At 67.7% G+C, this 25,041-nt stretch carries 30 protein-coding genes; 17 read left to right on the forward strand and 13 right to left on the reverse strand.

Features of this window, described 5'->3' with window-relative positions:
- Window positions 1-47 precede the first annotated feature (47 nt).
- The 4 genes from BMY69_RS12830 to BMY69_RS12845 all read left to right on the forward strand — a co-directional run bounded on the left by BMY69_RS12830 (window position 48) and on the right by BMY69_RS12845 (window position 1,793).
- The gene (locus BMY69_RS12830) at window positions 48-770 is read left to right on the forward strand and encodes a murein L,D-transpeptidase catalytic domain family protein (protein WP_090178802.1); all 723 of its coding nucleotides are present in this window, start codon (window positions 48-50) and stop codon (window positions 768-770) included.
- A gap of 52 nt (window positions 771-822) precedes the next feature.
- Window positions 823-1,161, forward strand: coding sequence for a hypothetical protein (locus BMY69_RS12835; RefSeq protein ID WP_090053254.1), 339 nt, complete (start codon window positions 823-825; stop codon window positions 1,159-1,161).
- A 91-nt stretch (window positions 1,162-1,252) separates the two neighbouring features.
- Window positions 1,253-1,483, forward strand: coding sequence for a hypothetical protein (locus tag BMY69_RS12840; RefSeq protein WP_090178805.1), 231 nt, complete (start codon window positions 1,253-1,255; stop codon window positions 1,481-1,483).
- Window positions 1,484-1,577: 94 nt separating this feature from the next.
- Window positions 1,578-1,793 (forward strand): hypothetical protein, encoded by a 216-nt coding sequence (locus BMY69_RS12845; RefSeq protein ID WP_090053257.1) that lies wholly within the window; start codon window positions 1,578-1,580, stop codon window positions 1,791-1,793.
- 5 nt (window positions 1,794-1,798) lie between these two features.
- Here the strand turns inward: BMY69_RS12845 and BMY69_RS12850 are convergent, their stop codons facing one another.
- Complete coding sequence (locus BMY69_RS12850; protein ID WP_090178808.1) at window positions 1,799-2,188, reverse strand: DNA-binding transcriptional response regulator; 390 nt, start codon at window positions 2,186-2,188, stop codon at window positions 1,799-1,801.
- Between the two features lie 37 nt (window positions 2,189-2,225).
- Window positions 2,226-2,630, reverse strand: a complete 405-nt coding sequence (locus tag BMY69_RS12855) for a hypothetical protein (protein ID WP_090178812.1) — start codon at window positions 2,628-2,630, stop codon at window positions 2,226-2,228.
- 146 nt (window positions 2,631-2,776) lie between these two features.
- Between BMY69_RS12855 and BMY69_RS12860 the strand changes: the two genes are divergently transcribed.
- The 6 genes from BMY69_RS12860 to BMY69_RS19680 all read left to right on the forward strand — a co-directional run bounded on the left by BMY69_RS12860 (window position 2,777) and on the right by BMY69_RS19680 (window position 7,551).
- The gene (locus tag BMY69_RS12860) at window positions 2,777-3,181 is read left to right on the forward strand and encodes a hypothetical protein (RefSeq protein WP_090178815.1); all 405 of its coding nucleotides are present in this window, start codon (window positions 2,777-2,779) and stop codon (window positions 3,179-3,181) included.
- Window positions 3,182-3,252: 71 nt separating this feature from the next.
- Complete coding sequence (locus tag BMY69_RS12865) at window positions 3,253-3,492, forward strand: hypothetical protein (RefSeq protein WP_090178817.1); 240 nt, start codon at window positions 3,253-3,255, stop codon at window positions 3,490-3,492.
- A gap of 104 nt (window positions 3,493-3,596) precedes the next feature.
- Complete coding sequence (locus BMY69_RS12870; protein ID WP_090178820.1) at window positions 3,597-3,821, forward strand: hypothetical protein; 225 nt, start codon at window positions 3,597-3,599, stop codon at window positions 3,819-3,821.
- A 68-nt stretch (window positions 3,822-3,889) separates the two neighbouring features.
- Complete coding sequence (locus tag BMY69_RS12875) at window positions 3,890-6,307, forward strand: DEAD/DEAH box helicase (protein WP_090178822.1); 2,418 nt, start codon at window positions 3,890-3,892, stop codon at window positions 6,305-6,307.
- Complete coding sequence (locus BMY69_RS12880) at window positions 6,304-7,182, forward strand: ribonuclease H-like domain-containing protein (RefSeq protein WP_343124100.1); 879 nt, start codon at window positions 6,304-6,306, stop codon at window positions 7,180-7,182. Before BMY69_RS12875 ends, BMY69_RS12880 begins: the two co-directional genes overlap by 4 nt.
- A 219-nt stretch (window positions 7,183-7,401) precedes the next feature.
- Entirely contained in the window at window positions 7,402-7,551 is a 150-nt protein-coding gene (locus BMY69_RS19680) for a hypothetical protein (protein WP_177191166.1), read from the forward strand.
- 86 nt (window positions 7,552-7,637) lie between these two features.
- Here BMY69_RS19680 and BMY69_RS12885 read toward each other — a convergent pair whose 3' ends face one another.
- The gene (locus tag BMY69_RS12885) at window positions 7,638-8,219 is read right to left on the reverse strand and encodes an FMN-dependent NADH-azoreductase (RefSeq protein ID WP_090178826.1); all 582 of its coding nucleotides are present in this window, start codon (window positions 8,217-8,219) and stop codon (window positions 7,638-7,640) included.
- A gap of 129 nt (window positions 8,220-8,348) precedes the next feature.
- Here BMY69_RS12885 and BMY69_RS12890 point away from each other — a divergent pair, with 129 nt between their 5' ends.
- Genes BMY69_RS12890 through BMY69_RS12900 form a run of 3 tightly spaced genes read left to right on the forward strand, consistent with a single transcriptional unit; the run spans window position 8,349 to window position 11,323 of the window.
- Complete coding sequence (locus BMY69_RS12890) at window positions 8,349-9,377, forward strand: LysR substrate-binding domain-containing protein (protein ID WP_090053273.1); 1,029 nt, start codon at window positions 8,349-8,351, stop codon at window positions 9,375-9,377.
- A gap of 9 nt (window positions 9,378-9,386) precedes the next feature.
- Window positions 9,387-10,532, forward strand: coding sequence for a pyridoxal phosphate-dependent aminotransferase (locus tag BMY69_RS12895; protein WP_090178829.1), 1,146 nt, complete (start codon window positions 9,387-9,389; stop codon window positions 10,530-10,532).
- Window positions 10,520-11,323, forward strand: a complete 804-nt coding sequence (locus BMY69_RS12900) for an amidohydrolase (RefSeq protein WP_090178831.1) — start codon at window positions 10,520-10,522, stop codon at window positions 11,321-11,323. The genes BMY69_RS12895 and BMY69_RS12900 overlap by 13 nt, the downstream gene beginning before the upstream one ends.
- Window positions 11,324-11,616: 293 nt before the next feature.
- On the opposite strand, the gene BMY69_RS12905 is transcribed toward BMY69_RS12900, so the two are convergent.
- The 4 genes from BMY69_RS12905 to BMY69_RS12920 are packed head-to-tail and all read right to left on the reverse strand — an operon-like array spanning window position 11,617 to window position 14,598.
- Window positions 11,617-12,666, reverse strand: coding sequence for a C13 family peptidase (locus BMY69_RS12905; protein ID WP_090178833.1), 1,050 nt, complete (start codon window positions 12,664-12,666; stop codon window positions 11,617-11,619).
- Window positions 12,650-13,333, reverse strand: a complete 684-nt coding sequence (gene mtnC / locus BMY69_RS12910; protein ID WP_090178835.1) for an acireductone synthase — start codon at window positions 13,331-13,333, stop codon at window positions 12,650-12,652. Before mtnC ends, BMY69_RS12905 begins: the two co-directional genes overlap by 17 nt.
- Before the next feature lie 54 nt (window positions 13,334-13,387).
- Window positions 13,388-13,957 carry a 1,2-dihydroxy-3-keto-5-methylthiopentene dioxygenase gene (locus BMY69_RS12915; RefSeq protein WP_090178837.1) on the reverse strand — a complete coding sequence of 190 codons (570 nt, stop codon included), beginning with the start codon at window positions 13,955-13,957 and terminating at the stop codon, window positions 13,388-13,390.
- Window positions 13,954-14,598: a methylthioribulose 1-phosphate dehydratase gene (locus BMY69_RS12920; RefSeq protein ID WP_090053283.1), complete on the reverse strand. Its 645-nt coding sequence runs from the start codon at window positions 14,596-14,598 to the stop codon at window positions 13,954-13,956. The genes BMY69_RS12915 and BMY69_RS12920 overlap by 4 nt, the downstream gene beginning before the upstream one ends.
- 159 nt (window positions 14,599-14,757) lie before the next feature.
- Here BMY69_RS12920 and BMY69_RS12925 point away from each other — a divergent pair, with 159 nt between their 5' ends.
- The gene (locus tag BMY69_RS12925; RefSeq protein ID WP_090178839.1) at window positions 14,758-15,084 is read left to right on the forward strand and encodes a high-potential iron-sulfur protein; all 327 of its coding nucleotides are present in this window, start codon (window positions 14,758-14,760) and stop codon (window positions 15,082-15,084) included.
- A 316-nt stretch (window positions 15,085-15,400) separates the two neighbouring features.
- Here BMY69_RS12925 and BMY69_RS12930 read toward each other — a convergent pair whose 3' ends face one another.
- The 3 genes from BMY69_RS12930 to BMY69_RS12940 all read right to left on the reverse strand — a co-directional run bounded on the left by BMY69_RS12930 (window position 15,401) and on the right by BMY69_RS12940 (window position 19,594).
- Complete coding sequence (locus tag BMY69_RS12930; protein WP_090053286.1) at window positions 15,401-16,840, reverse strand: amino acid permease; 1,440 nt, start codon at window positions 16,838-16,840, stop codon at window positions 15,401-15,403.
- Between the two features lie 94 nt (window positions 16,841-16,934).
- Window positions 16,935-18,422, reverse strand: coding sequence for an amino acid permease (locus tag BMY69_RS12935; RefSeq protein WP_090178842.1), 1,488 nt, complete (start codon window positions 18,420-18,422; stop codon window positions 16,935-16,937).
- A gap of 215 nt (window positions 18,423-18,637) precedes the next feature.
- A complete protein-coding gene (locus BMY69_RS12940) occupies window positions 18,638-19,594 on the reverse strand; it encodes a hypothetical protein (RefSeq protein ID WP_090178845.1) in 957 nt (318 codons plus the stop codon).
- Window positions 19,595-19,747: 153 nt separating this feature from the next.
- Here BMY69_RS12940 and BMY69_RS12945 point away from each other — a divergent pair, with 153 nt between their 5' ends.
- A complete protein-coding gene (locus BMY69_RS12945; RefSeq protein ID WP_090178847.1) occupies window positions 19,748-20,308 on the forward strand; it encodes an NUDIX hydrolase in 561 nt (186 codons plus the stop codon).
- Window positions 20,309-20,377: 69 nt separating this feature from the next.
- Here the strand turns inward: BMY69_RS12945 and BMY69_RS12950 are convergent, their stop codons facing one another.
- Window positions 20,378-20,902 carry a 3-hydroxyanthranilate 3,4-dioxygenase gene (locus BMY69_RS12950; RefSeq protein WP_090053293.1) on the reverse strand — a complete coding sequence of 175 codons (525 nt, stop codon included), beginning with the start codon at window positions 20,900-20,902 and terminating at the stop codon, window positions 20,378-20,380.
- A 183-nt stretch (window positions 20,903-21,085) separates the two neighbouring features.
- Here BMY69_RS12950 and BMY69_RS12955 point away from each other — a divergent pair, with 183 nt between their 5' ends.
- The gene (locus BMY69_RS12955; protein WP_090178849.1) at window positions 21,086-22,360 is read left to right on the forward strand and encodes an NAD(P)/FAD-dependent oxidoreductase; all 1,275 of its coding nucleotides are present in this window, start codon (window positions 21,086-21,088) and stop codon (window positions 22,358-22,360) included.
- A 1-nt stretch (window position 22,361) separates the two neighbouring features.
- Window positions 22,362-22,697, forward strand: a complete 336-nt coding sequence (locus BMY69_RS12960) for a tRNA-binding protein (protein ID WP_090178851.1) — start codon at window positions 22,362-22,364, stop codon at window positions 22,695-22,697.
- 26 nt (window positions 22,698-22,723) lie between these two features.
- Here the strand turns inward: BMY69_RS12960 and BMY69_RS12965 are convergent, their stop codons facing one another.
- Entirely contained in the window at window positions 22,724-23,647 is a 924-nt protein-coding gene (locus BMY69_RS12965; RefSeq protein WP_090178854.1) for an MBL fold metallo-hydrolase, read from the reverse strand.
- Between the two features lie 150 nt (window positions 23,648-23,797).
- Window positions 23,798-25,006, reverse strand: a complete 1,209-nt coding sequence (locus tag BMY69_RS12970) for an acetyl-CoA C-acyltransferase (protein WP_090178857.1) — start codon at window positions 25,004-25,006, stop codon at window positions 23,798-23,800.
- Window positions 25,007-25,041: the final 35 nt, after the last annotated feature.

A 25,041-nucleotide genomic window follows, 5' to 3' on the forward strand; every position in this document is an offset into this window, starting at 1 on the left:
ATGATCAGCGCGTTAGGATGCGGGGGATACTTCTTCCGGCTGGTGGCATGATTCGACCGCTTCGCACGCTTCTCGCGTCCGCGCCGCTCCTCGGTGCCTTCTTCTTCCTTCCCTCTCCCGTCCACGCCGCCGACTCCCTCGGCGACGCCCTCGCGCGCCTCGCGCCTTCGGCGGATCCGAAGGTGATCGGCCTCGCCGTCCAGGCCGCCGAGTGCGCCCAGACGCAGAGCGGGCAACCGTCGGACCGTCTCGCGGTGATCGACTACAGCAAGCCCTCGTCGCAGCCCCGCCTGTGGGTGTTCGACACGGTGAACCGCAAGCTGCTTTTCCAGGAACTGGTGGCCCACGGCAAGAACAGCGGCGACGCCAATGCGACCCGATTCTCCAACGCGCCCGAAAGCCTCGCATCCAGCATAGGCCTGTTCCGCACGTCGGATACCTACAACGGCAAGAACGGGTATTCCCTGCGCATGAACGGGCTCGAGCCCGGCGTGAACGACCAGGCCCTGGCCCGCGCGATCGTGATCCACGGCGCGGCCTACGTGAACGACGCGATGGCGAAGGTGGCCGGCCGCATCGGTCGCAGCTGGGGTTGCCCGGCCGTGCGCACGGCGATCGCCCACAAGCTGATCGATGCGCTGAAGGGTGGCCAGATGGTCTTCTCGTACTACCCGGACAAGAAGTGGCTGGCTTCGTCGAACTACCTGAAGTGCTCGAACGGCCAGCTCGCGAAAGCGGAGGCCAACACCATCGCTCGGGCCGGCGGCTGATTCCCCCCGGGCCTCGCGCTAGAATCCCCGGACTCTCACCGTGGAATCCAGCATGAAACACGTTCTTGCGATCGCCGCCTGCACCCTCCTCGCCGGGTGCGCCACCAGCGGCATGACCGACACCCTGCCCAAGCTCAGCAGCAAGACGGGCAAGAGCGTGACGGCCTATGTCCAGTGCGTGGAGCCGAAGTGGCAGGCGCTGACGAAGAACGCCAAGGGCGACGCGAAGGACGACAAGGGCCGCGTGACCGCGAACGACGACGGCAAGCACGAGCGCCTCGACGTCACCGCCAACGGCGCCGGTGCCCAGGTCGTCATGTACGAGATCCAGAAGGTCAAGGGTGGCGAGTACGACGATCGCTACCGTCAGGAAGCCGTTTCCTGCCTCTGAGGCACGATCCCGATTTTCCAACGCGCTTTTCGCGGTCCGTTTATGGGCGCCTTGGTTGCATCGGTATCCCCAATGCCAGCCGGAGCGTGCCATGGGACATGACCCTGACGAAGAAGACCGGATCGACGTGGAGTGCATGCGCGACAGCCGCGACGGGGAGGTACCCCGGTTCACCTGGGACTACCGCGTGTTCGCGCGCGACATGACCACGATCATCGACACCAGCGACAGCGGTGGCGTGAGTTACGACTCCGAGAAGATGGCGCTTTCCGAGGGCCGGCGCATGGCGCGCGAGGCGCTCGAGCGTCTCGATCGGCGGTGAAGCGCGAACTGTGAACCGTGTCGCTTACTTGCGACGCGGTTCCGGGCATACATCGCGACAATCCGGCGCGTGCCGGGCGCTAGCGGAGGGACGCATGGAATCGTTGCGGTACCAGCGTAAGCAGGGCCTGCAGGCGACCTATCTGGTCGAGTATGGCCCCGAGGGTTACCAGATCAGCCGCGACGGACGGCTGCGAAGGGCGAAGGACCTGGGGCCCGCCTGCAACGCGATGGGACGCCGGGAACGTGAGCGCGTCGCGCGTCAGTTCGCGATCGACGACATCGAGAAACTCATCGGTATGGACGAGTAGGGCGCTCAGCCCGGGCTGCGCGCGGCACGCGCCTGGTCGATGGCCTCGAGCAGCCGCGCACGGTCGAACGGCTTTTCCAGGAACACGGCGCTGCGCGGGAAGGGCGCCAGGTCCTGCGGAAGGCGACTGGATACCACGACGATCGCGGTACCCGGACGATCGCGGATGGCGGCCTGGAGCAAGGCGCCGCCCCGGCGCTCGCCGGGCGTGTCGGCGTGGACCACGAGCACGGACAGATCCGGCAATTCGTGAAAGATCCGCTTCGCGTCGCGGTAGGTCACCGTCGGGACGGTGCGATACCCCTCCAGATCGAGAACCAGCGCGATGGTCTCCGCCACGAAATGGGCGCGATCGAAGACAAGCGCGGTCGGGCGGGATGGGGAGGCATCGGACATGGACGCAGTCTAGCCATTCGTGAGGGCGGCGTGTAGCTCAGGAGGCCTCTCCGGCGGGCGGCCAGTTCGCGTTGATCTCTTTCATCCGCGCCATGAGCTCCTTCACCTCCTGGTTCCGGTCGGCGATGCGCTTTTCCTCGGCCGCCTTCTGGGCGGCGAAATCCTGGTTCGTCCCCTGCACGGCCTCGTGAACCAGGCGGCACGTCTCTTCGACATGGGCGGCGCGGGTGTGGAAACCCAGCCGATCGGCCAGGATCTCCATCTTCAGCCCGGGATGTGCCTGTTCCAGAGCGCGGGCCCTGACGAGGAAGTATTGCTGCCAATCGCGCTCGGGCGCGCCGGAGAGTACGGCCTCGACGCGGGGAATGTCCGGGCGGTCGAACTGCTCCGTGTCGTCGATGGCCTCGAACGATTCGATGTCGATCCAGTCGCGGCTAGCCATGGGGCTCACATCCTTCCGGTGGGGTGGGTGGCGATTGTTGGCGCGGTCGTGTGCAGGAATAATCAAGCGCGAGCGCCACCCGAAGGTTCACGATGCGTCCACGTCGCCGAACCAATGCTTTCACGTCCCCCCGAGGAGTACCCCACATGCGCCAACTCGCCATCGCCGCCGTCGTCCTGCTCGCAGGCTGCGCCACCCAGAACGAGCGCCACGTGGGCATCCACGACGTGCCGTCCAGCACCGTCTTCGCGTTGCAGGACCCGGCCGGTGGCGACGCCACGCTGAACATCGTTCGCGATCAGGGCCTGTGGGGCGCCGGATGCTCGAGCGCCATCTATGTCGACGACAAGGTCGTGGCGGACATGGAGATCGGCCAGCAGCTCGTGCTGCACGTCCCCTCGGGCACGCGGAAGCTCGGCGTCATGCCGCATGGCGCGTGCAGCGCCGACCGGGTCGACGTCGACGCCAGCGTCGGCCAGGGCGAGACGAAAAACTTCTCGATTCCGGCAAGTGGTGAAGGATTGGCAGCACAAACGGCAACCAAGAGCTGAGTACGCTTGTCATCCTTCGACGGGAGCGCAATGATCGGGTCGTCGCCGGCACCGGCGAACGGGAGTCCGATGTGCATCGTCGTACCGTTGGGCAGTACTCCGTCGAGGTCCGGACGCTTAAAACGCTGACCGGAACCTGGAAAGCCGCGTACATCGTCGAGCCCGCCGCAGACGCCGGGCCCCACGATTTCGTGATGATCACGCTTCTCGACGAGTTCGAGGTCGAGCGCGCGGCGGTCGACGCGGCGATGACCCGGGGCATGCGCCATGCCGAATGGCTCGCGGACGCCCGCAGCGCCTATTCCGGTTGACGTGACCCGGGCGGCGACTCCGCCGTGACGCGACGGCGACGGCACCGCTCCTAGCGTGCCATCCGACGAGGGCCAAGGGGGCCCTTCCGCCGGAGTAAGCCCAGTTGCAGCGCACGACTCTCTACGTACCCTTCAACGCGTCGTCCCGTGGGCAATGGACCCTGCGTCGCAATGCCGAACTGGTCGGGCAATACCCCACGCGCGACGAGGCGTTGCGGCACGCTCACACCCTGACCGCCGCCATCCGGAGCCAGCCCGGACACACCGTCGAGATCAAGATCGAGGACGAGGCCGGCCTCTGGCATGCCACGGACCAGGACAAGGAGTGACCTCCGGTCGCAGCATCTGAGACGCAAGCCGGCCATAACGGGCGACCTCCCGTCGCCCGGTTTCCGCCATGGCCGCCTATCTGAAAGCACTTCGGGCCGACGAGTCCGATACCGTCCTCGCCAGCCACCACGACGGCCGGACCCTTGCCCATCGCCTGACCGATAAATACGGCGACCGCGTCTGCTCCGCCTTCACCGTGTTCGGTCGGGAAGGGAGCTTCGCGCCGTTGCCCGGCGACCTGCCTCCGTCACTCGCCTCGGCGCTGACCGCGCGCGGCATCGAGCGGCTCTACAGCCACCAGCAGGAAGCCTGGGAAGCGGCCCGTGCAGGCCGCCACGTGCTCGTGGCCACGCCGACCGCGTCCGGCAAGACCCTCTGCTACACGATGCCGGTGCTCTCCTCGGTGCTCGAGGCCGGAGCCAAGGCGCTCTACCTGTTCCCCACCAAGGCGCTGGCGCAGGACCAGGTCTCCGAGCTGCTGGACATCAACCGCGCCGGCGACCTCGGGGTGAAGGCCTTCACCTTTGACGGCGACACGCCGGGCGATGCGCGCCAGGCGATCCGCCTCCACGGCGACGTGGTGGTCAGCAACCCCGACATGCTCCACCAGGCGATCCTGCCGCACCACACGAAGTGGGCGCAGTTCTTCGAGAACCTGCGTTACGTGGTGATCGACGAGATCCATACCTATCGTGGCGTGTTCGGCTCGCACCTGGCCAACGTGCTGCGTCGGCTGAAGCGCATCTGCGCCTTCTACGGCGTCACCCCGCAGTTCGTGCTGTGCTCCGCCACCATCGGCAACGCCACCGAGCACGCGCAGGCGCTGATCGAGGACGACGTCGTCACCGTCAGCCGAAGCGGCGCGCCCAGTGGCGACAAGCACGTGCTGCTCTGGAATCCGCCGGTGGTCAATCCCGACCTCGGCCTGCGCGCGTCGGCCCGCTCGCAGACCAACCTGATCGCCCGCGTGGCGATCAAGGCGAAGATGAAGACGCTGGTCTTCGCGCAATCGCGCCTGATGGTGGAGGTGCTCACCAAGTACCTGAAGGACGTCTTCGACCACGACACGCGCAAGCCCGCGCGCATCCGGGCATACCGCGGCGGTTACCTGCCGACGGAGCGCCGCGACGTGGAGCGCCAGATGCGCGCGGGCACCGTCGACGGGATCGTGTCGACCTCCGCGCTGGAGCTCGGCGTGGACATCGGCAGCCTCGATGCCGTGGTGCTGAACGGCTACCCGGGTTCCATCGCCGCCACGTGGCAGCGCTTCGGCCGCGCGGGGCGCCGCCAGCAGCCGTCGCTCGGTGTGCTGGTCGCGACGAGCGCGCCGCTGGACCAGTACCTCATGCGGCATCCTGCCTTCCTCACCGAGGCGAGTCCGGAACATGCCCGCATCCAGCCGGATCAGCCCCTGATCCTGCTCGACCACATCCGCTGCGCGGCCTTCGAGCTGCCGTTTCTCGCCGGCGACCGTTTCGGCCCCGACGACGCCGAAGCCTATCTGCAGGTGCTCGCGGAAGCGGAAGTGCTGCACCAGGAGGGCGAGCGCTGGGAATGGATCGCCGACAGCTATCCCGCGAACGCGGTGAGCCTGCGTTCGGTCGCCGACGGCAACTTCGTCGTGGTCGATCGCACCGAAGGCCGGCAGACGATCATCGCCGAGGTCGATTATTCGGCCGCCGCGCTCACCCTGTACGAAGGCGCGATCCACATGATCCAGTCCGTGCCCTACCAGGTGGAGCGGCTCGACTGGGAGGGGCGCAAGGCGTACTGCACGCGCACCCACGTCGATTACTACACCGACGCCATCGACTACACCAAGCTCAAGGAGCTGGAGTGTTTCGACGGGCGCAACGCGGGCGAGGGCAGTGCGCGCCATGGCGAGGTGCACGTCGTGCGGCGCGTCTCCGGCTACAAGAAAATCCGTTACTACACCCACGAGAACATCGGCTACGGTCCCGTGAACCTGCCGGACCAGGAGCTGCATTCCACGGCGGTCTGGTGGCAACTGCCGCAGACCGTGCTCGACGCGGCATTCCGCTCCCGCCAGCATGCGCTCGACGGCTTCCTCGGCGCGGCCTACGCGCTGCACACCGCCGCCATCGTCGCGGTGATGGCCGAACCGCGCGACCTTCAGAAAGCGGTGGGTTCCGGCGACGGCGGCTGGTCGGCCCAGGTGGATGCCGGCGGGCGAGGGCAGATCCGCGCGCCCGACGGAGGGCTGGCGCTGCCGGACGCCCTCGAGCGATTCCTGCCCACGGTGTACCTCTACGACAATTTCCCCGGCGGCGTCGGGCTGAGCGAGCCCTTGTTCCAGCGGGCGCCGGAGCTGCTGAACCACGCGGCGGCGACGATCCGGGGCTGCGAGTGCAAGGCCGGCTGTCCGGGTTGCGTGGGTCCCGTGCTCGCGGCCGACGAGGGGCGCGAGGAAACGCCGCGCGCGCTGGCCCTGCGCGTGCTGACGTTGCTGGGGGCGTCCGCGTGAGCGATCTGGCGTCGCGCCTCGCGGCCCTGCGTCGGCAGGCCGGCGTCCGCGCTCCCGAGCCCGCGCCCACGGCGCGGGCACCCGCGGCTCCGGTCCCGAACCGGCCGGATCTCGCCTTGCTCCGCCGCATGGCCGGCGTGCGCGAACGCATCGCGCAACCGCGTTCGCCATTGCGTGCCGCGACGCGCGACGTGCCGGGCGAGGAGATCGCGTCGGGGCTGCGCTATCTCGAACGACGTTTCCAGGTCACCGATGCGCCGGCGGAATTCGATCTCACCTTTGCCCGCCTGACGACGGCGCGGCGCGAACACCTGCTGCACTTCGACACGGAGACGACGGGCCTGGCCGGTGGTACCGGCACACGCGCGTTCATGATCGGCGCCGCCGACTGGCACGACGGCGGTCTGCGCGTCCGTCAGCTCTACATGACGACGATGGCGGCCGAGACAGCCATGCTTCGCGCGTTCACCGGGTGGATCGACGCGGACACGGTGCTCGTCAGCTACAACGGAAAATCGTACGACGCGCCGTTGCTGGCGACGCGCTACCGTCTGGCGCGGATGCCGAACCCACTGCACGGGCTGATCCACGTCGATCTGCTGCACCCGATGCGCCGACGGTTTCGCCAGGTGTGGGAGAACTGCAGGATGCAGACGGCCGAACGCAAACTCCTGCGTATCGTCCGCGAGGACGATCTGCCGGGCTCGGAAGCGCCACGTGCCTGGCTCACCTATCTGCGCGGCGGCGCATCGACCGATCTCGTCCGCGTGGCGGAACACAATCTGCAGGACGTCCGCAGCCTGAGCGGCCTGCTGGTGGAAGCCCACGGCTGGGCGGAAAGCGACGCCACTTCGCCCGCCGGTTACGAAAAATAGACGCCCGCCCGCGCAGGCTGGCGACATGGCTGCGAGGTGAATATCGATGAATGACGACCTGAAGCCCTGCGATCACGACGGGTGCAACTGCCGCGTTCCCGTCTCGCGCGATTTCTGCAGCGAAAGCTGCCGCATGGCGGCCGAGAGCCAGAACATGGGCAGTACGTGCGAATGTGGACATGCCGCGTGCGAGCAGCGCCAATGAACGGAGCGAGTGATATGACGAACGATGGTAAACAACAGACGCCCGGCTACCGGGAAGACAATCTCAAGCCGTCGCATGGCAAACCGAAGGTGCCCGGGGAAGGGCACCCGCAGGAGTCTCAGAACATGCCGAAGGACAAGCCCGGCAAGCAGAATTCGCCGTAACCGGGATAGGTAGGAGCGCACCTGGGCGCGATTGGGGCTGGCGGAGAAACAAATCGCGCCCAGGTGCGCTCCTACGGTTTATCTGATCAGGCCGCCTTGCGGATCAGGCCGGCGATGCCGGCGATGGCCTTGCTCACCGCCGTGGCCTTGTGTTCGTCGCCCATCGCGAGGCCTTCGGCACGGACGAACTCGATGTCCGTCACGCCGAGGAAACCGAACAGGGCGCGCAGGTAGGGCTCCTGGAAGTCCATGCCGGCCGCCGGACCTTCGGTGTACACGCCGCCGCGCGACGAGGCGATGATCACGCGCTTGCCACCCGCCAGGCCCTCGGGACCCGCGGACGAGTAGCGGAACGTCTTGCCCGCGACGGCGATACGGTCGATCCAGGCCTTCAGGGTGCTGCTGACGCTGAAGTTGTACATCGGCGCACCGATGACGACGACGTCCGCGGCGAGGAACTCTTCCATCACACGGGCCGCTTCGATGTCGGCCGGATTGTCCTCGCCGACCGGCATGGACCACGGGGCGAGGGGAGCGGCGTGCAGGTCGCGATAGGTGACCTCGGTACCCGGATGGCTCTGGACGAACTCGGCCACGATCGCCGCGGTCAGGCCGCGCGTCACGGAATAGGTACCCAGCGCGCTGGCGTCGATGTGCAGGAGTTTCATGGCGGTTCCTCGGTAAGGTGCGTCGCTTGCGGCGGCGGTATGAGCGCAACGATACGCCGTCGACAATCCCGCGATTAGTCCGCTTGGAGTAGACTGATTGTTTCGCGAGCGAAACGACGGGAGCCTCCGATGGACGGCGCGCTGCAGGACCTCAACGATCTGTACTTCTTCGCCTCGGTGGTCGAGCACGGCGGGTTTTCGGCGGCCGGGCGGGCGCTGGGGATCCCCAAGTCGCGCCTGAGCAAGCGTATCGCCCAGCTCGAAGACCGCCTCGGCGTGCGTCTGCTCCAGCGAACGACGCGGCGTTTCGTCGTCACCGAGATCGGCGAGCGCTTCTACCAGCACTGCCGCGCGGTGCTCGAGGAGGCCCGGGCGGCCCAGGATGCCGTCGACGAACTCCGGACCGAGCCGCGAGGCGTCGTCCGCGTCAGCTGCCCGATCTCCCTGGCGCAGAACGTCCTCGGGCCGATGCTTCCGGCCTTCATGCTCGAACATCCGAAGGTGCAGGTCCGCGTCACGGCGACGAATCGCCGCGTCGATCTCATCGGCGAGGGTTACGACGTCGCCATCCGCGTCCGCGAAAAGCTCGACACCGACGCCACGCTGGTACTGCGCAGCATCGGTTACGCGCGCAGCCTCCTCGTGGCGAGCCCGAAATTCCTCGACTCGAACGGGCGGCCGAAGACCCTCAACGACCTGGCGCTGCTGCCGGCGCTGTCGATGTACGAGCATGAGGGGGCGCAGGTCTGGGAACTGGTCGACGCCAGTGGCAAGAAGGCGGCTGTCGAGGTCAAGCCGCGACTGGTGAGCGGCGATTTTTCCGTCCTGATCGCGGCGGCCGTGCAGTGCTGCGGCGTCGCGCTTCTTCCCGAGGACTACTGCGGGCCGCTGCTGTCGAGCGGCGACCTCGAATGGGTGCTGCCCGAATACACGACGGCGCAGGGCACCTTGCATTTCGTCTATCCCAGCCGGCGCGGCCTCCTGCCGGCCGTCCGCAGCTTCGTGGACTTCCTCGCCGAGCGCCTGCCCAAGGCGCAGGCCGAGTTCCATAAGGACTGCCAGAAGGTGGCCGAGCATCCCGAGCAGGCCGGGGCGATCCGCCTTGCCCGCATGGTAGGATCGGACGTCTCGACGGCGTTTGGCCGTCCAAACGAATAAGGGCAACGCATGCAGCTCGAAACCAAGCTTCCCAAGGTCGGCACCACCATCTTCAGCGTCATGAGCCAGCTGGCGGTGGAGCACAAGGCGGTGAACCTGGGGCAGGGCTTCCCCGATTTCGAACCGCCGGAGGCGCTGCGCGATTCGATCACGCGCGCCATGGCCGAGGGCAAGAACCAGTACGCCCCCGGCGTGGGCATTCCGAAGCTGCGCGAACAGATCGCGGCGAAGACCGAGCGCCTCTATGGGCACCGCGTGAGCCCCGATACCGAGGTGACGGTGACGTCCGGCGCGACGGAGGCCCTGTTCTCCGCCATCGCCGCGGTCGTACGCGCGGGCGACGAGGTCATCGTGTTCGATCCGTGCTACGACAGCTACGAGCCCGCCATCGAGCTGCAGGGCGCGCGCGCGGTGCACATCCCGCTGACGCTGCCGTCCTTCGCCATCGACTGGCAGCGCGTGCGCGACGCGATCACGCCGAAGACGCGCATGATCCTCGTCAACTCCCCGCACAACCCGTCGGGTGCCGTGCTCTCGCGCGCCGACCTCGATGCCCTCGCCGCGATCGTGCGCGACACGTCGATCGTCGTGCTCTCGGACGAGGTCTACGAGCACATCGTCTTCGACGGCGCGGAGCATCAGAGCGTGCTTCGCCACGCCGAACTCGCAGCACGCAGCATCGTGGTCTCGTCGTTTGGCAAGACCTACCATTGCACCGGCTGGAAGGTCGGGTACGCCATCGCACCCAAGGCCCTGACGGCCGAGTTCCGCAAGGTGCACCAGTACCTCACCTTCTGCACGTTCAACCCGGCGCAGTGGGCGTTCGCGGAATTCCTCGAATCGACGCCCGAGCACTACCTCGAACTGCCCGCGTTCTACCAGGCCAAGCGCGACCGTTTCCGGGCGCTGCTCGCGCCCTCGCGGCTGAAGCTGCTCGACGTGCCGGGCGGTTACTTCCAACTGGTGGATTACGGCGCCATCCGCGACGTCGACGACATCAACTTCAGCGAGTGGCTCGTGCGCGAGGGCGGCGTGGCCGCCATTCCGCTGAGCCCGTTCTACGAAAGCGCGCCGGATACGCGGCTGGTCCGCCTGTGCTTCGCGAAGAACGACGCCACCATGGAAGCCGCCGCGGAGCTCCTGTGCAAACTCTGACCGTCTCCCTCGTGCAGGGCGCCACGCGCTGGCACGACGCCCCCGCCAATCGCGAGTACTACGGGCGCCTGGTTCGCGGCGCGGCGCGCAGCGACCTGATCGTGCTTCCCGAGACGTTCCTCTCGGGCTTCACCAACGACACCCTGGGCAACGCCGAGGCCATGGACGGCCCCAGCGTCGCCTGGATGCGCGCGCTGGCGACGGAAGTCGACGCCACGCTGACCGGCAGCCTCGTGATCCGCGAGGGCGACACGGTCTACAACCGCCTGATCTGGGCGTCGCCCGACGGCTCGCTCGCGTATTACGACAAGCGTCACCTGTTCCGCATGGCCGGCGAGCACACGCGCTACGGTGGCGGCCGCGATCGCCTCATCGTCGAGCTGAAGGGTTGGCGGATCCTGCCGCAGGTCTGCTACGACCTGCGTTTCCCCGTCTGGCTGCGCAACGGCCGTCGCGAGGAAGCCGCCGGAGGCATGGACTACGACCTGGCCCTGTTCGTGGCGAACTGGCCGGCGCCGCGCCGTCAACCGTGGCGCACGCTGTTGCGCGCGCGGGCCATCGAAAATCTTTCGTACGTGATCGGCGTGAACCGCGTCGGCATCGACGGCAACGATCACCCTTACGCGGGCGACAGCGCGATCATCGATCCGGTCGGCGAGCCGCTGGTGGAACTGGGCCCGCAGGAGCAGGTGGTCACCGTCGCGATCGATCCGGCACCGTTGAAGGCGCACCGGGAACGTTTTCCCGCGTGGATGGATGCGGATCGGTTCTCTTTGGATGTGTCGGTCTGAGCGATGACGGGTGGGGCGAGCACCCATCGCCGATACGATCGGGTGCTTGCGTCAGACGCTCAGCGTGCAGATGAAGCGGCCGCGGTGAACGGTACCGCCGGGCCGATCGCGGTGCTTTCCCGTCGAACGCGATCGAGGCTCATCGCGAGCGCTTCCCGGCGTGGCGGAGGCATGACGGGGTGGGGCGAGCACCCATCGCCGATACGATCGGCTCCCACCCCTCCGGTAGCACCGCTTTCCTACCGAAGGGTGGGAGCCGATCGTATCGGCGATCGGGTGCTTGCGTCAGACGCTCAGCGTGCAGGTGAAGCGGCTGCGGTGAACGGTACCGCCGGGCCGATCGCGGCGCGTTTGCGCCAGGCGGCCAGTTTTTCCTCGACCCCCGCGCCGACGTCGATCTGCGGCTCCGAGGGTTCCAGCGCATCTTTCGTTTCCCACGCGGCGATCTCGCGCCGCGCGCGGCCGAACGCGTCGATGAAATCCGGTGTCGCGTTGAGCCCGTCGGCGAGCCAGGCGCGACCGAAGTAGGTGATGTCCGAATCCGCGCCGCAGCCGAACGACGTGCGGTCCGCGCGCGCGGAAGTCAGCACCAGGGTGCCCGTACCCTTCAGCTTAGGCACGAAGCCGCCCGAGTAGCAGGCGTTCACCACGAGCACCTTCCAGCGAAACGCATGCTTGCCGAGGATGTCGGCGAGGCCGTCCGGGTCCAGCTGGTCGAGCGGGATCGGGTCCATGTCGACGAGCAGCGAATGGTCGTCGCCTCCGTGCGTCGCGACGTAGAGCAGGAGGATGTCTTCCTTCGGATCCATGACCTTCGCCAGCGCGTCCAGACCGGCCTCGAGGTTCGTCCAGCTCGCGAGCGGGCGGGTGCTCAGCGTGGCGGGATGGTTCTCCAGCACCAGCGTATGTCCCGGTGCGCTGAAGCGTCGCGCCATGAGGGTGTCGAGATATTCCGCCTCGTTGCGGAAGACGTCCTCCGAGCCGTCCGCCGCGAAGGCGAGAGCATAGATGTTCGTCCTGCCCGGGGCACGCGGCGCGAGCTTCGCGACGGCGCGGCGCATCGCCTCCGGCTGCGCGGTGAACACCTGCTCGGGCGTCGGGGCGTCGGTAGGCCACGTGTCGAGCGCGTCCTCGTCGGCGACGCCTTCGTCCGCCGGCGCGACCGTTGCCGCCGAAGCGGGTGCGGCGGTCGCGACAGCCGCCGGCGCGGCCAGCGGTTCACGCCGCGCGGTCAGCGGTTCCGGGCCGAACCGCAGGACGCCGATCGTGAGCAGGACGCCCGCCGCGAACGCCGTCAGCGTCGCGATCGCGGTGCGCCGGCGGGGATCAAGGTGCGATGGCATCGAAATCCGCCACGGCGGGGTGACCGTCTTCGATGACTGGCTGCGGCGGGCGGATGAGCTGCGTGGTGCGCATGCCGGCCGCGCGGGCGGCGTCGAGTTCTTCGCGGATGTCGGAGAGGAAGAGGATCTGCGCGGGCGGCAATCCGATCGCCTCGGCGATACGGGCATACGACTGCGTTTCGCGCTTATGGCCGGTCTGCGTGTCGAAATAGCCGGAGAACAGCGGGGTGAGGTCGCCGCTCTCGCTGAAACCGAACAGCAGCTTCTGCGCGGGCACGGAACCGGACGAATACACGTACAGCGACAGGCCGCGCGCGTGCCAGGCCTTCAGCCGCGCCGCCACTTCCGGATACATGTGCGAGACATACGCGCCGGCCTCGTAACCCTCCCGCCAGATCATGCCCTGCAGGGCCTTGAGCGCCGTCGACTTGCGATCTTCGTCGATCCAGCGGATCAGCAGGTCGATGACTTCCGTGCGGGTCGCCTCGACGATCCCGGCTTCCTTCGCGGCTTCATGCAGCCAGTGCTGGACCTCGGGTTCGGCGGCATGGGTTTCGACGAACGCCGGCAGGTGCTTCCGGGCGTAGGGAAAGAGAACGTCCTTGACGAAATCGATCGAGCTGGTGGTGCCCTCGATGTCGGTGAGGATGGCGCGGATATCGGACATGCGGGGGGAGACCTGCGGATCGGGGAGATCCGCAGGATAAACGACGGGGACCGCTTACGAAACGGTCGCCGCCGAGGCGTGCGGGTTCATGCGCGGAAACTGCTCGGCGATGTCCGTGCCCGTGAAGTTCGCGACCCAGCCTTCGGTGTTCGTGAAGAGGCGGATCGCGACGAAATAGGGCGATTCGCTCATGTCGAACCAGTGCGGCGTGCCGTCGGGAACGCCGATGAGATCGCCCTTTTCGCACAGCACCTCGTAGACCTTGCCATCGATGTGCAGCGTGAACTGGCCCGCGCCGGCGACGAAGAAGCGGACCTCGTCCTCGCTGTGCGTGTGCTCGTTCAGGAATTTCTGGCGGAACGCCGCGCGGTCCGGGTGATCCGGCTTGAGGCTGATCACGTCCACGGACTGGTAGCCGTTCTCCGCCATCAGGCGGTCGATGTCCGCGCGGTACGCGGCGATGACCTCGTCCTGGCTCGCGCCGGGCGCGATCGGCTGGTTGGCCTCCCACTGCTCGAAACGCACGCCGACCGCGTTCAGCGCCTCGGCGATGGCGGCGTGGTCGTCGAGAACGGCGAGCGGGGTGTCGTTCCGGGTGTCATCGTAGATACGCAGACGGCTCATGGGGAAAGCCTCCTCAGGTCGAGTTCGCAGCCCAGCAGGAACTCCAGGGCCTCGAGATGGCGCCGGGTCTCGGCCATGTCGCGGCCCCAGGTGTAGATCCCATGCCCGTCGATCAGATACGCGTAGAGCGGCTTGCCGGAGTCGATCCAGGCGTCCACCTGCGCTTCCAGCTCGGGCATGTGCTGGGTGTTCGGAAATACGGGGATGTCGAGCACGCTTTCGTGCGTTGTGTAGCCGGAGATGGCCTTTTGCAACTCCCAGCCTTCGAGGTGCACGCGCCCCGCGGCGGCGAAGAGGCGCGAAGCGACGCTCTGCGTGCGCGAATGCGTGTGCAGCACGACGTTGGCATCCGGGAAGCGGCGGTACACCTGCGTGTGCAGCCCGGTCTCGGCCGACGGCCGATGGCTGGAACCGACCGCCTTGCCGTCCATGTCGATCAACATGATGTCGTCGCGTCCCAGCCGTCCCTTGTCGCGCCCGGAGATCGTGATCGCGGCGTGGTCCGCGTCGATCCGCATCGAGAAGTTGCTGCTGGTCGCGGGCGTCCAGCCGAACGCCGCGAGTTCGCGCGCGGCCTCCGCGATGGCGTCGGCACGCTCGGCCATCAGTTCGGCGGAAACGGGAAGGGAGGTATTCGACATGGGGATTTGGACGTCCAAACAGGCGGCGATCATACCATGCGGCCACGGATGGCCCGGAACTGTCTAATGCGAACCATTTGCTTTTGGTAGATGGCGGTAGGATGACTTCTTTCGCCGGCCGATCCCCGCCCGGCGTGACCATCGACGGAGGTTGTACCCATGTCGCAGCACGATCCGAACATCGAGGCCCGGCGCCGATTCCTCAAGGTCGCCGCGGGCGGCGCGACCGCCGCCGCGGTCCTTGGAACCGTGGGCGTGGCCCGTGCCCAGGACCTGCCGCACCTCTCCCCGAGCGACCCGACGGCGTCGGCGCTCAAGTACACCGAGGCCGCCACGGGCGGTCCGGGCCGCAAGCCGGGCGACAAATGCGCCAATTGCAACTTCTTCAAGGGCGCCGCGACGGCGGCCTGGGGGCCGTGCGACCTGTTCCCGGGCAAGGCCGTGGCGGGGCCGGGCTGGTGCGTCTCCCATACGCCCAAGGCCTGATAACCCGGGTCGGGACGATCCTCCCCGGAAACGACAAAGGCCAGCCGCGAGGCTGGCCTTTTTCATGTCCGGGCAGAAAATGCAGCCCAAGCGCGCCAGGCCGAGGAGCTGACCCGCCTGACGCGCCGGGCGGCAATCCGGGGCCCACTGCCAAGTGATTTACCCGCGGACTGGGGATCATACTCCCCTCCACGGGCGCCCGGCCAATGGCAGTTAAATGACAACGAAGATTTAACGCATTGTCATTGTGAATCAGAGGGTTACCAGTGGAACCTCCAGCCCGATCGAATCTCCGGCCGCACGGTTCCGCGTCGCCTCAGCGGCCCTGTCGCAGGCGGCTGTGGCGGTAGCCGTAGGCGAGGTAGATCAGGATGCCGAGCACCGTCCAGACGGCCATCAGGACCCAGTTACGCACGCCCATCGACGTCAGCAGCGCGATACAGCTGAGGATGCCAAGGATGCAGGTGACGGGAGCGACGGGCACGCGGAACGTGCGCGGAAGATCCGGTGCCGTGCGGCGCAGGATCATCACGCCGGCGCACACCGCGCAGAACGCGACGAGCGTGCCCATCGAGGTGAGGTCGCCGAGCACGTTGAGCGGAAACACGGCGGCGAGCGCGGCGATGCCGACGCCGGTGATCACGGTGTTGATGTGCGGCGTGCGGTGCTTCGGGTGGATCGTGGTGAACACCTTGGGCATGAGGCCGTCGCGCGCCATGATCATGAAGATGCGCGGCTGCGCGATGATCATGACCAGCACGACCGACGAGAGGCCGATCAGCGCGCCGACTTCGACGATGCCGCGCAGCCAGCCCAGTTCCGGATGCTGGCGGATCGCGGTGACGACCGGCTCCGACGTGCCGAGTTGGTCGAAGGGCACGAGGCCCGTCAGTACCGCCGCCATGGCGATATAGAGCACGGTGCAGATGGCCAGCGAGGCGAGCGTGCCGATGGGCATGTCGCGCTGGGGGTTCTTCGATTCCTGCGCGGCCGTGGAGGTCGCCTCGAAGCCGATATAGGCGAAGAACACCATCGACGCGCCGCGCAGGATGCCCGACCAGCCGTACTTGTCGCCGCCCTGGTTGGCGGGGATGAACGGGTGCCAGTTCGCGGTGTCGATATGGCTCGCGCCGACCACGATGACGAGGACGATCAGCGCGGTCTTCAGCAGCACCATCGCCATGTTGATGCCGGTCGATTCCTTGATGCCGACGTAGCAGACCCAGGTCAGCGCCAGGGTGATGCCGACCGCTGGAAGGTTGAACAGCGCACCGGTGGCCACGAGGTGGCCGTCGACGAAATCCACCGGCGCGTTGGTCAGGGCAGGCGGTATGTGGATGCCGACATGATCAAGCAGGCTGACGAAGTAGCCCGTCCAGCTGACGGCGACGGCCGATGCCGACACGCCGTATTCGAGGATGAGGTTCCAGCCGATGAACCACGCGGCGCCTTCGCCGAGCGTGGCGTATGCGTACGAGTACGCACTGCCGGAGATCGGGATCATCGACGCGAACTCGGCGTAGCACAGCGCCGTGAACAGGCTGCAGATGGCCGCGAGGATGAACGAGATGATGATGGCGGGGCCGGCGTGTTCCGCCGCCGCCACGCCCGTGATGACGAAGATGCCGCCGCCGATGACCGCGCCGATGCCCAGCGCCGTCAGACCCCACGGGCCGAGGGTGCGGCGCAGGGCCGGGCCGTGCGCGTCGTCGGGTTCGGCCTGGGGTGCTTTCTTGGCGAGTAACTGCTGGAGCATGGACTGCCTGGGCGTCGTAATGTCGTGGATAAGGATAGCTTCAAAGCGAAGGGCCGGCGGTGTGCCGCCGGCCCTTCGCGTGGAGCGGATTCGATCAGCCGAGCGACTTGCGCAGCTTGCTGTGCGCGTAGCCGTAGCCGAAGTAGATGGCCTGGCCGATGACGATCCAGCCCACCATCAGGCGCCAGTGCTCTTCGAACGCCTGCCAGAACAGGTAGACGCAGGCCAGGGCGCCGGCGATGCAGATCGGCCACACGAACGGCACGCGGAAGCTGCGCTGCAGGTCCGGACGCGTGTAGCGAAGGATCAGCACGCCCACGCAGACCGTGGCGAACGCGAGCAGGGTGCCCATCGAGACGAGTTCGCCGAGCACGCTCACCGGGAACAGACCGGCCATGGCGGCCGCGGCGACGCCGACGATGATCGTGCCGATGTAGGGCGTGCGGTGCTTCGGATGGATCTTCGCCATCGTCTGCGGCAGCAGGCCGTCCTTCGCCATCGAGAAGAAGATGCGCGGCAGGCCCATCAGCATCACGAGGATCACCGACGAGAGGCCCGTGATCGCGCCGAGGACGACGATCGCCTTCAGCCAGGACAGGTGCGGGTACAGGCCCAGCGCGGTGGCGACCGGCTCCGGCGTGTTCAGCATGCGGAACGGCGCGATGCCCGTGAGGACCAGCGCGACGGCGATGTACAGCACGGTGCAGATGGCCAGCGAGCCGAGGATGCCGATGGGCATGTCGCGCTGCGGATTCTTCGCCTCGCCCGCGGCGGTCGACACGGCGTCGAAGCCGACGTACGAGAAGAACACGATGGTCGCGGCGCGGAAGATGCCGCCCCAGCCGAACGTGCCCGGACCCTCGGCTTCCGGAATGAACGGGTGCCAGTTGGCCGGGTTGATCACCTGGATCGCGAAGGCGAGGAACAGCAGGATCACGGTGACCTTGATCGCCACGATGATCGAGTTGACGAACGCCGACTGCGTGATGCCCACGTAGCACAGGCCGGACAGCGCGGCGATGATCACGACGGCCGGCAGGTTGATCAGCGTGCCGGTGGCCTGGATGTGGCCTTCGACGAACTGGAACGGCGCCGACGAAAGCGTGGCGGGCAGGGCGATGTTCGTGCCGACCGTCTGGCCGATGAGGCCGAGCAGCTCGTTGAAGTAACCCGACCAGCCGGCGGCGACGGTGGCCGCGGCGAACAGGTATTCGAGCACGAGGTTCCAGCCGACGAACCAGGCGACGTACTCGCCGAGCGTGGCATACGAATAGGAGTAGGCGCTGCCGGAGACGGGAAGCATCGCCGCGAACTCGGCGTAGCAGAGGCCGGCGAGGGCGCAGGCGAAGCCCGCGATGAGGAAGCTGATGACCAGGGCGGGGCCGGCGTGCAGCGCGGCCGCCTGGCCGGTGATGACGAAGATGCCCGCACCGATCACGGCGCCAACGCCGAGCAGGATCAGGTGCTTCGCGGTGAGGACGCGCTTGAGTTCGCCTCCGTGCGCGCCGGTGTCGATGTGTTCACCAGCATCGACGTGCGGCGCGGCCTCGATGGGATGCGTCGCGAACAGGTGTTTCAACATGTGTCTCCCCTACTGCCGGAATGTAGCCTTTTATTGTTGGGACCGCCGCGTGAGCCACGGTGCGCACGCCGCTGCCCGGAAGCGCTGGCACGGCACCATAGCCCAGCGGGGCAAGGCCGTACAAGCTGCGATGCGAGGCGTTCCAATGCCTTGCATGCGAGCGGTGCGGGTGTCGACCATGACTTGCGGCGGTTGTGCATGCGTCGCCTGAATGCTCAGAAGACCATGTTCAGCGCGACCTGGGGCGCGACGTAATCGGCGGTGTTGCGACCGGCGACCGTGAACTGGATGCCGCCGATCAGGCCGACCGTCGGGCTGAGGTGATATTCCACGGCGGGCGCGAGACTGAACTCCTGGCTCGGCGCGAGGCGGCGCGCCGTGCGCGGGCCTTCCGTGGTGGCGCCCACCACGTCGACGGCGCCCGATCGGTTCCATATCGCCTCGCCCACGAGCACCCAGCGAGGGTCGAGCACGTACTCGGCGGCGACCGACGCGTTCCATGCCTGGCCGAGGCGGGCATAGCCGCGAAACCCGCGGGACGTGCCATAGACGCTGCCGTCGCGCACGTTGATGCGGCCGGGCGACGGACTCCAGGCCAGCTGCGTGCGCCAGCGCAGGGCGTGACCGTCGTCCAGCCAGTGGAGCTGCTGCGCGCCGAACGCCAGCGTCGTGCGCATCGCGCCGTTGCCCGTGCCGTTGAGCGGATTGGTGTCCAGGTGGTGGTACGCGCCCGTGGGCAGGCGCTGGGCGGCCGCGATCGCGAGAACGAGCCCGCTGCCGTCGGCATCCGGTGCGCGCAGGCGCTGCTGGAAGCGTACCGAGGTGTCGCCCATCCGCATTCCGTCGGTGTGCAGGCCGTCGCCGGACGTGCGCGACGCGTTGAGCGTGAGCTGGACGAAGCTCGTGTCCGTCAGCGCGTAGGACATGGGCACGGCAAGCTGCCACTGACGGACGGTCGGGTCGCGCTCCTTGCGATCGCCGGCGTTGGTGTAGCTGCCACGCGTATTGGTATGGATAAGGTATGGCTCGATGTTCACCATGCCGGCGGGCATCGAATTGACGGCCGGTGTGACGAGGGGGCCGGTGAAGTTGGCCTCGCGGTCCGCCGCGATGGCGGGGCAGGTGGCCAGGAGTGCGAGGGTGGCACCGAACGACTTCAGATTCTGCGACATGCGCGGTTCCTTGCGTTACGCAGCGCGACGCTGCGGACGGCGGAGCGCGTCGTGCGCCCCGAATCCATCGTAGGCAAGCCGCGCCCGCGTCCGACATCGGATCAGTCCTAAAATGACCTGCGAAAATGACTAGTCCCTTGAAGGTGATTTCCGATGGATCCGACCAGACAGCCCCTTGCCGATGCCCTCGCGTCCTACGCGGGGCGTTGGCCTGACGAAGAGGGAGTGGCCGAATTCGACGCGTGGCTGCGTGAGGCGGGACGTCCCTTCCATCGTGAGACGCGGGAGGGGCACTTTACGGGTTCCGCCTGGCTCGTCAGCGCGGACGGGCAACGCGCCCTGCTGATGCTCCATCGCAAGCTGGGCCGATGGCTGCAGCCGGGCGGCCATGCCGACGGCGACACGGACCTGGCGGCCGTGGCGCTGCGCGAGGCGGAAGAGGAAACCGGATTGCGGGGGCTGGACGTGCTCCCGGACATCTTCGATGTCGACCGCCATGCGATCCCGGCGCGTGGTGACGAGCCCGAGCACTGGCATTACGACGTGCGGCATGTCGTCGTGGCGCGTGGCGGGGAAGCCTTCGTCCTCAACGAGGAATCGCTCGAACTGGCCTGGCGGCCGGTCACGGACATCGCGTCCGATCCGGCCTCCGACCCGTCGCTGCGCCGCATGGCCACCAAGTGGCTGGCGCTCCGCGACGCGGCGCTCGGCTGAGAGGCCGTTCGCCCGCAAGGGTCGCTTACCTTCGGATGGGAGCCCGCTCGCGGGCGAAGGGTGCTCGCCTCAGTCGGCGTACTTCGCGGGCGCCGGGTGCACCGCACCGCAGTTCCGGCAGGTGCGTGCGTCCAGCGAGCGGTAGAACTTCTCGAACACGGGCGGGAAATCGCTTTCGATGCTGCCGAGCGGGAAGTACTCCTCGAACAGCTTCTGGTTGCAGACCTGGCAGAACCACATCAGGCCGTCCTTTTCGTCCGCGAGCCGACGCCGCTCGATCACGAGACCGATCGAATCCGGCATGCGCTGCGGCGAATGCGGCACGCGGGGCGGCAGGTAGAACACTTCCCCCGCGCGGATCGGGATGTCGCGGGCCTGTCCCTCGTCCTGGACCTTCAGCACCATCTCGCCCTCGAGCTGGTAGAAGAACTCCGGACCCTCGTCGTAGTGATAGTCGGTGCGTGCGTTGGGGCCGCCGACGATCATCACGATGAAATCGCCGTCGACGATGCACTTGTTGCCGACCGGTGGCTTGAGCAGGGCGCGGTTGTCGTCGATCCAGCGCTGGAGGTCGATGGGCGGAAGGAGGCTCATGGTCGGCGTTCGGTGAAAGATCGCCGCATGATACTCCCGGCGCCCCCGCCCGTCGGCGCGCTCGCGCGGGATCGCCGGTGCGATCGGCGCCCACCGGGAATCGGCGGCATGGCCTTACCGGCATCTTCCGCCGCGCGCCGCTCTGCCGTACAACGGTGGTTTTCCTGACAGGAATCCGACCGCATGCCGTCGTGGTATCACGACCGAATCGCCGCACCGCCATCGCGACCGCCGCCACGGGGCCGTCGCGAGGCCGCGGTGGTGATCGTCGGCGCCGGCTTCGCGGGACTCAACACCGCGCTCGGCCTCGCCGCGCGCGGCGTGCGCGACATCGTGCTGCTGGAGTCGAAGTACATCGGGTTCGGTGCGTCGGGCCGCAACGGCGGCTTCGTTTTCGCGGGCTACTCGCTCGGCGAGCGGGCCCTGCTGGAACGCGCGGGGCCCGATCGCGCCCGCGCGCTCTACGCGCGCACCGTGGACGCGGTGAACCTGATCCGAGAGCGGATCGCGGCCCTGTCGATCGATTGCGATGCGGTGGATGCGGGCGTCGTCTGGGCCAACTGGTTCCGCGACGCGAACGTGCTGCGCTCGCGGCAGCAGCTGCTGGCCGAGCACTACGGCACCGAATGGCAGTGGATTCCCGAAGACGCGATGCATGAGTTCGTGCGGAGTCCGCGGTACCACGACGGCCTCTACGAACGGAACGCGCTGCACATCGATCCGCTGGCGTACGCGCGCGGACTCGCTTCCGCGGCGGAGCGCGTGGGCGTCGGCATCCACGAGGGCTCGCGCGTGCGCATGCTGGAGCGCAAGGGTCCCCGCTGGATCCTCCGCGTGGGCGACGCCGAGATCGAGACCCCGCAGGTCGTGCTGGCCTGCGGTGGCTACCTGGCGGGGCTCGATCGCTCCATCGACCGGGCGGTGTTGCCGATCGCCACGTACGTGATGGTCACGGAGCCGTTGGGCGAGCGGCTGCGCGAGTGCCTGCGCACGCGCGCCGCGATCTACGACACGCGCTTCGCCTTCGATTACTACCGCCCGCTGCCGGATACGCGCCTGCTCTGGGGCGGACGGATCTCGGTCCGCGATCGCTCGCCCCGCGCGGTGCAGCGGCTGCTCAGGCGGGACATGGCGCGTGTCTTTCCGTCGTTGAAGGAGGCGCGCATCGAACAGGCCTGGTCGGGTCTGATGAGCTATGCGCGCCACGAGATGCCCCAGGTGGGTACGCACGGCAACGGACTCTGGTACGCGCAGGCCTTCGGAGGCCACGGCCTGGCGCCCACCTGCGCGGCGGGGGAGGCGCTGGCCGATGCCATCGCCGCGGGAGAGACGCGCCTCGACGCGTACGAGGCCTTCGGCCTCGAGCCGGTGCATCGTCCGTTCGGTTATCTTGCCGCGCAGGGCACGTACTGGAAATACGAACTGGGCGACTGGTTCAAGTCACGACTGGAAGGATGAGATGAGCGAAGAGATCAGCTGGGCCGACTTCGAAAAGGTGATGCTCGTCGCGGGCACGATCGTGCGCGCCGAGGTCTTCCCCGAGGCGCGTCGGCCCGCGTACAAGATCTGGGCGGACTTCGGGCCGCATGGCGAGAAGAAGACCAGCGCGCAGATCGCGAACATCTACCAGCCGGAAGAGCTGGTCGGCCGGCAGATCGTCGGCGTGATCAATTTCCCGGAGAAGCAGATCGGTCCGTTCCGCTCGCAGTTCCTGCTCACCGGATTCCACACCGACGACGGCGTGGTGATCACGACCACCGAGCGGCCGGTGCCGAACGGGGCGCGGCTGGCTTAGTCGTGTCCCGTCGCGGGTGAGGCGACTCAGCGCGAGATGCGATCCATCCAGACGACGATGCCCTGCGCGTTCAGGCGGATATCGATCTTCAGTAGCTTGAGGATCGCCTCCACGCCCAGCGCGACACCGTGCTTCCGGGCACGGGCGACGTACAGTTCCGCGAGCGCCTCGGCGATGCGATCCTCCCGGTCCGCCGCGCCGGCGTGACGCCGGGCGATCGCGACCATGGCGTCGATCTGCTCGTGCAGGTCGTTCGCGAGGCGCTTCACGTCGGCCACGCGGTCGTAGTGCGTGAGGTACATGGCCTCCGGCTCGTAGCGCATCATGCGCTCGATGGACGCATGCGCCTCGTCGGGATCGAACTGCACGGGCGACGTGGTCGGGATGATGAACGCCCCGGCAGCCGTGTCGAGTTCGCGATAGGAAAGTCCGAAGATGTCGCCGGTGAAGAAGGCGTTCGCGCGTTCGTCGTGGATCGCGATGTGGTGCTTCGCGTGCCCGGGCGTGTCGAGGCAGAGCAGGGCGCGTCCGGCCAGGTCGACGACGAAGCCATCGGTCGCCTCGATCACGCGATCCTTCGCCACCGGCACGATCTCACCGTAATCGCGGCGCACCACGTCCTCGCCATAGACCGCCGAGGCGCCCGCGATCAGCACCGAGGGATCGATCATGTGGCGCGCGCCGCGCGGATGCACGGCCAGCATGGCATGGGGCAGGTGGCGCATCAGTTCGCCCGCGCCGCCGGCGTGGTCGAGATGCACGTGGGTGAGGATCACCCAGTCGATGTCTTTCGGTTCGAGGTCGGCAGCGGCGATCGCGTCGAGGAACCGCGGCAGGGCGTGCGCCGTGCCGCTGTCGATGAAGGCGCCGCGCCCGCGTTCCACGACGAGGTAGGCGGCGTCGAAGTTCGGCCGGCCGAAGCCGGTATCGATGGTGTGGATGCCGTGCATGTCCGTAGCGTACGCCAGCGAGCGGCCGTCCGGGTGTAGGAGCGCGCCCTGCGCGCGACAGCTTTTGCAGCGGAGAGCATCGAGTCCCTGGCTCTCACGCGAAAAGATGTCGCGCGCAGGGCGCGCTCCTACGGGTGCCGTGCCTGTGCGTCAGAGCGCCTCGAACACGCCCGCGGCGCCCATGCCCGTGCCGATGCACATGGTCACCATGCCGTACTTCTGCTTGCGGCGACGCAGGCCGTGGATCAGTGTCGCGGCGCGGATGGCGCCGGTGGCGCCGAGGGGGTGGCCGAGGGCGATGGCGCCGCCCAGCGGGTTCACCTTCGACGGATCGAGGCCGAGGTCCCGGATCACGGCCAGGGCCTGGGCCGCGAAGGCCTCGTTCAGCTCGATCCAGTCCAGCTGGTCCTGCGTGATGCCGGTCTGCTTGAGCGCCTTCGGAATCGCTTCCTTCGGGCCGATGCCCATGATCTCCGGCGCGACGCCGGCCACCGAGAAGCCCACGAACCGCGCGAGCGGGGTCAGGCCGTAGTCCTTGATGGCCTTCTCGCTGGCGATGAGCAGGGCACCCGCGCCGTCCGACATCTGCGAGGAGTTGCCGGCCGTCACCGATCCGCCGAACTGGCCGTTGCGGAACACGGGGCGGAGCTTGCCGAGCACCTCGAGCGAGGTGTCCTGACGCGGGCCCTCGTCGGTGTCGATGATGCGGCGGTCCTCGCGGACGCTGTGGTTCTTCAGGTCCGGGTAGCGGTCGTCGAGCTGGAACGGCGTGATCTCGTCCTTGAACTCGCCCGCGGCGATGGCCGCGATGGCGCGCTGGTGCGACTGCAGCGCGAAGGCGTCCTGGTCCTCGCGGCTGACCTTCCAGCGCTCGGCCACCTTCTCGGCCGTGATGCCCATGCCGAAGGCGATGGCGCGGTTCTCGTCGTTCTCGAAGATCGCCGGGTTCATGGCGACCTTGTGGCCCATCATCGGCACCATGCTCATCGACTCGGTACCGCCGGCGAGCATGAGGTCGGCCTCGCCCAGGCGAATGCGGTCGGCGGCCATCGCGATGGCCTGCACGCCCGAGGAGCAGAAGCGGTTGATGGTGACGCCCGGGACCTGTTCCGGCAGACCGGCCAGCAGCACGCCGATGCGCGCGACGTTCATGCCCTGCTCGGCTTCCGGCATCGCGCAGCCGATGACGGCGTCCGCGATGAGCGACGGGTCGATGCCCGGCGCCTGCTCGATCACGCTGCGGATGACATGGGCGAGGAGGTCGTCGGGACGGGTGTTGCGGAATACGCCGCGCGGCGCCTTGCCGACCGGCGTGCGGGTGGCGGCGACGATGTAGGCGTCTTGCACTTGCTTGCTCATGGATGGTTCCTCAATGGGGGAAGTCGTGGTGCGTC

Origin of the sequence: Luteibacter sp. UNC138MFCol5.1 (genome assembly GCF_900110505.1) — a bacterium.
In the GTDB taxonomy this organism is placed as follows: domain Bacteria; phylum Pseudomonadota; class Gammaproteobacteria; order Xanthomonadales; family Rhodanobacteraceae; genus Luteibacter.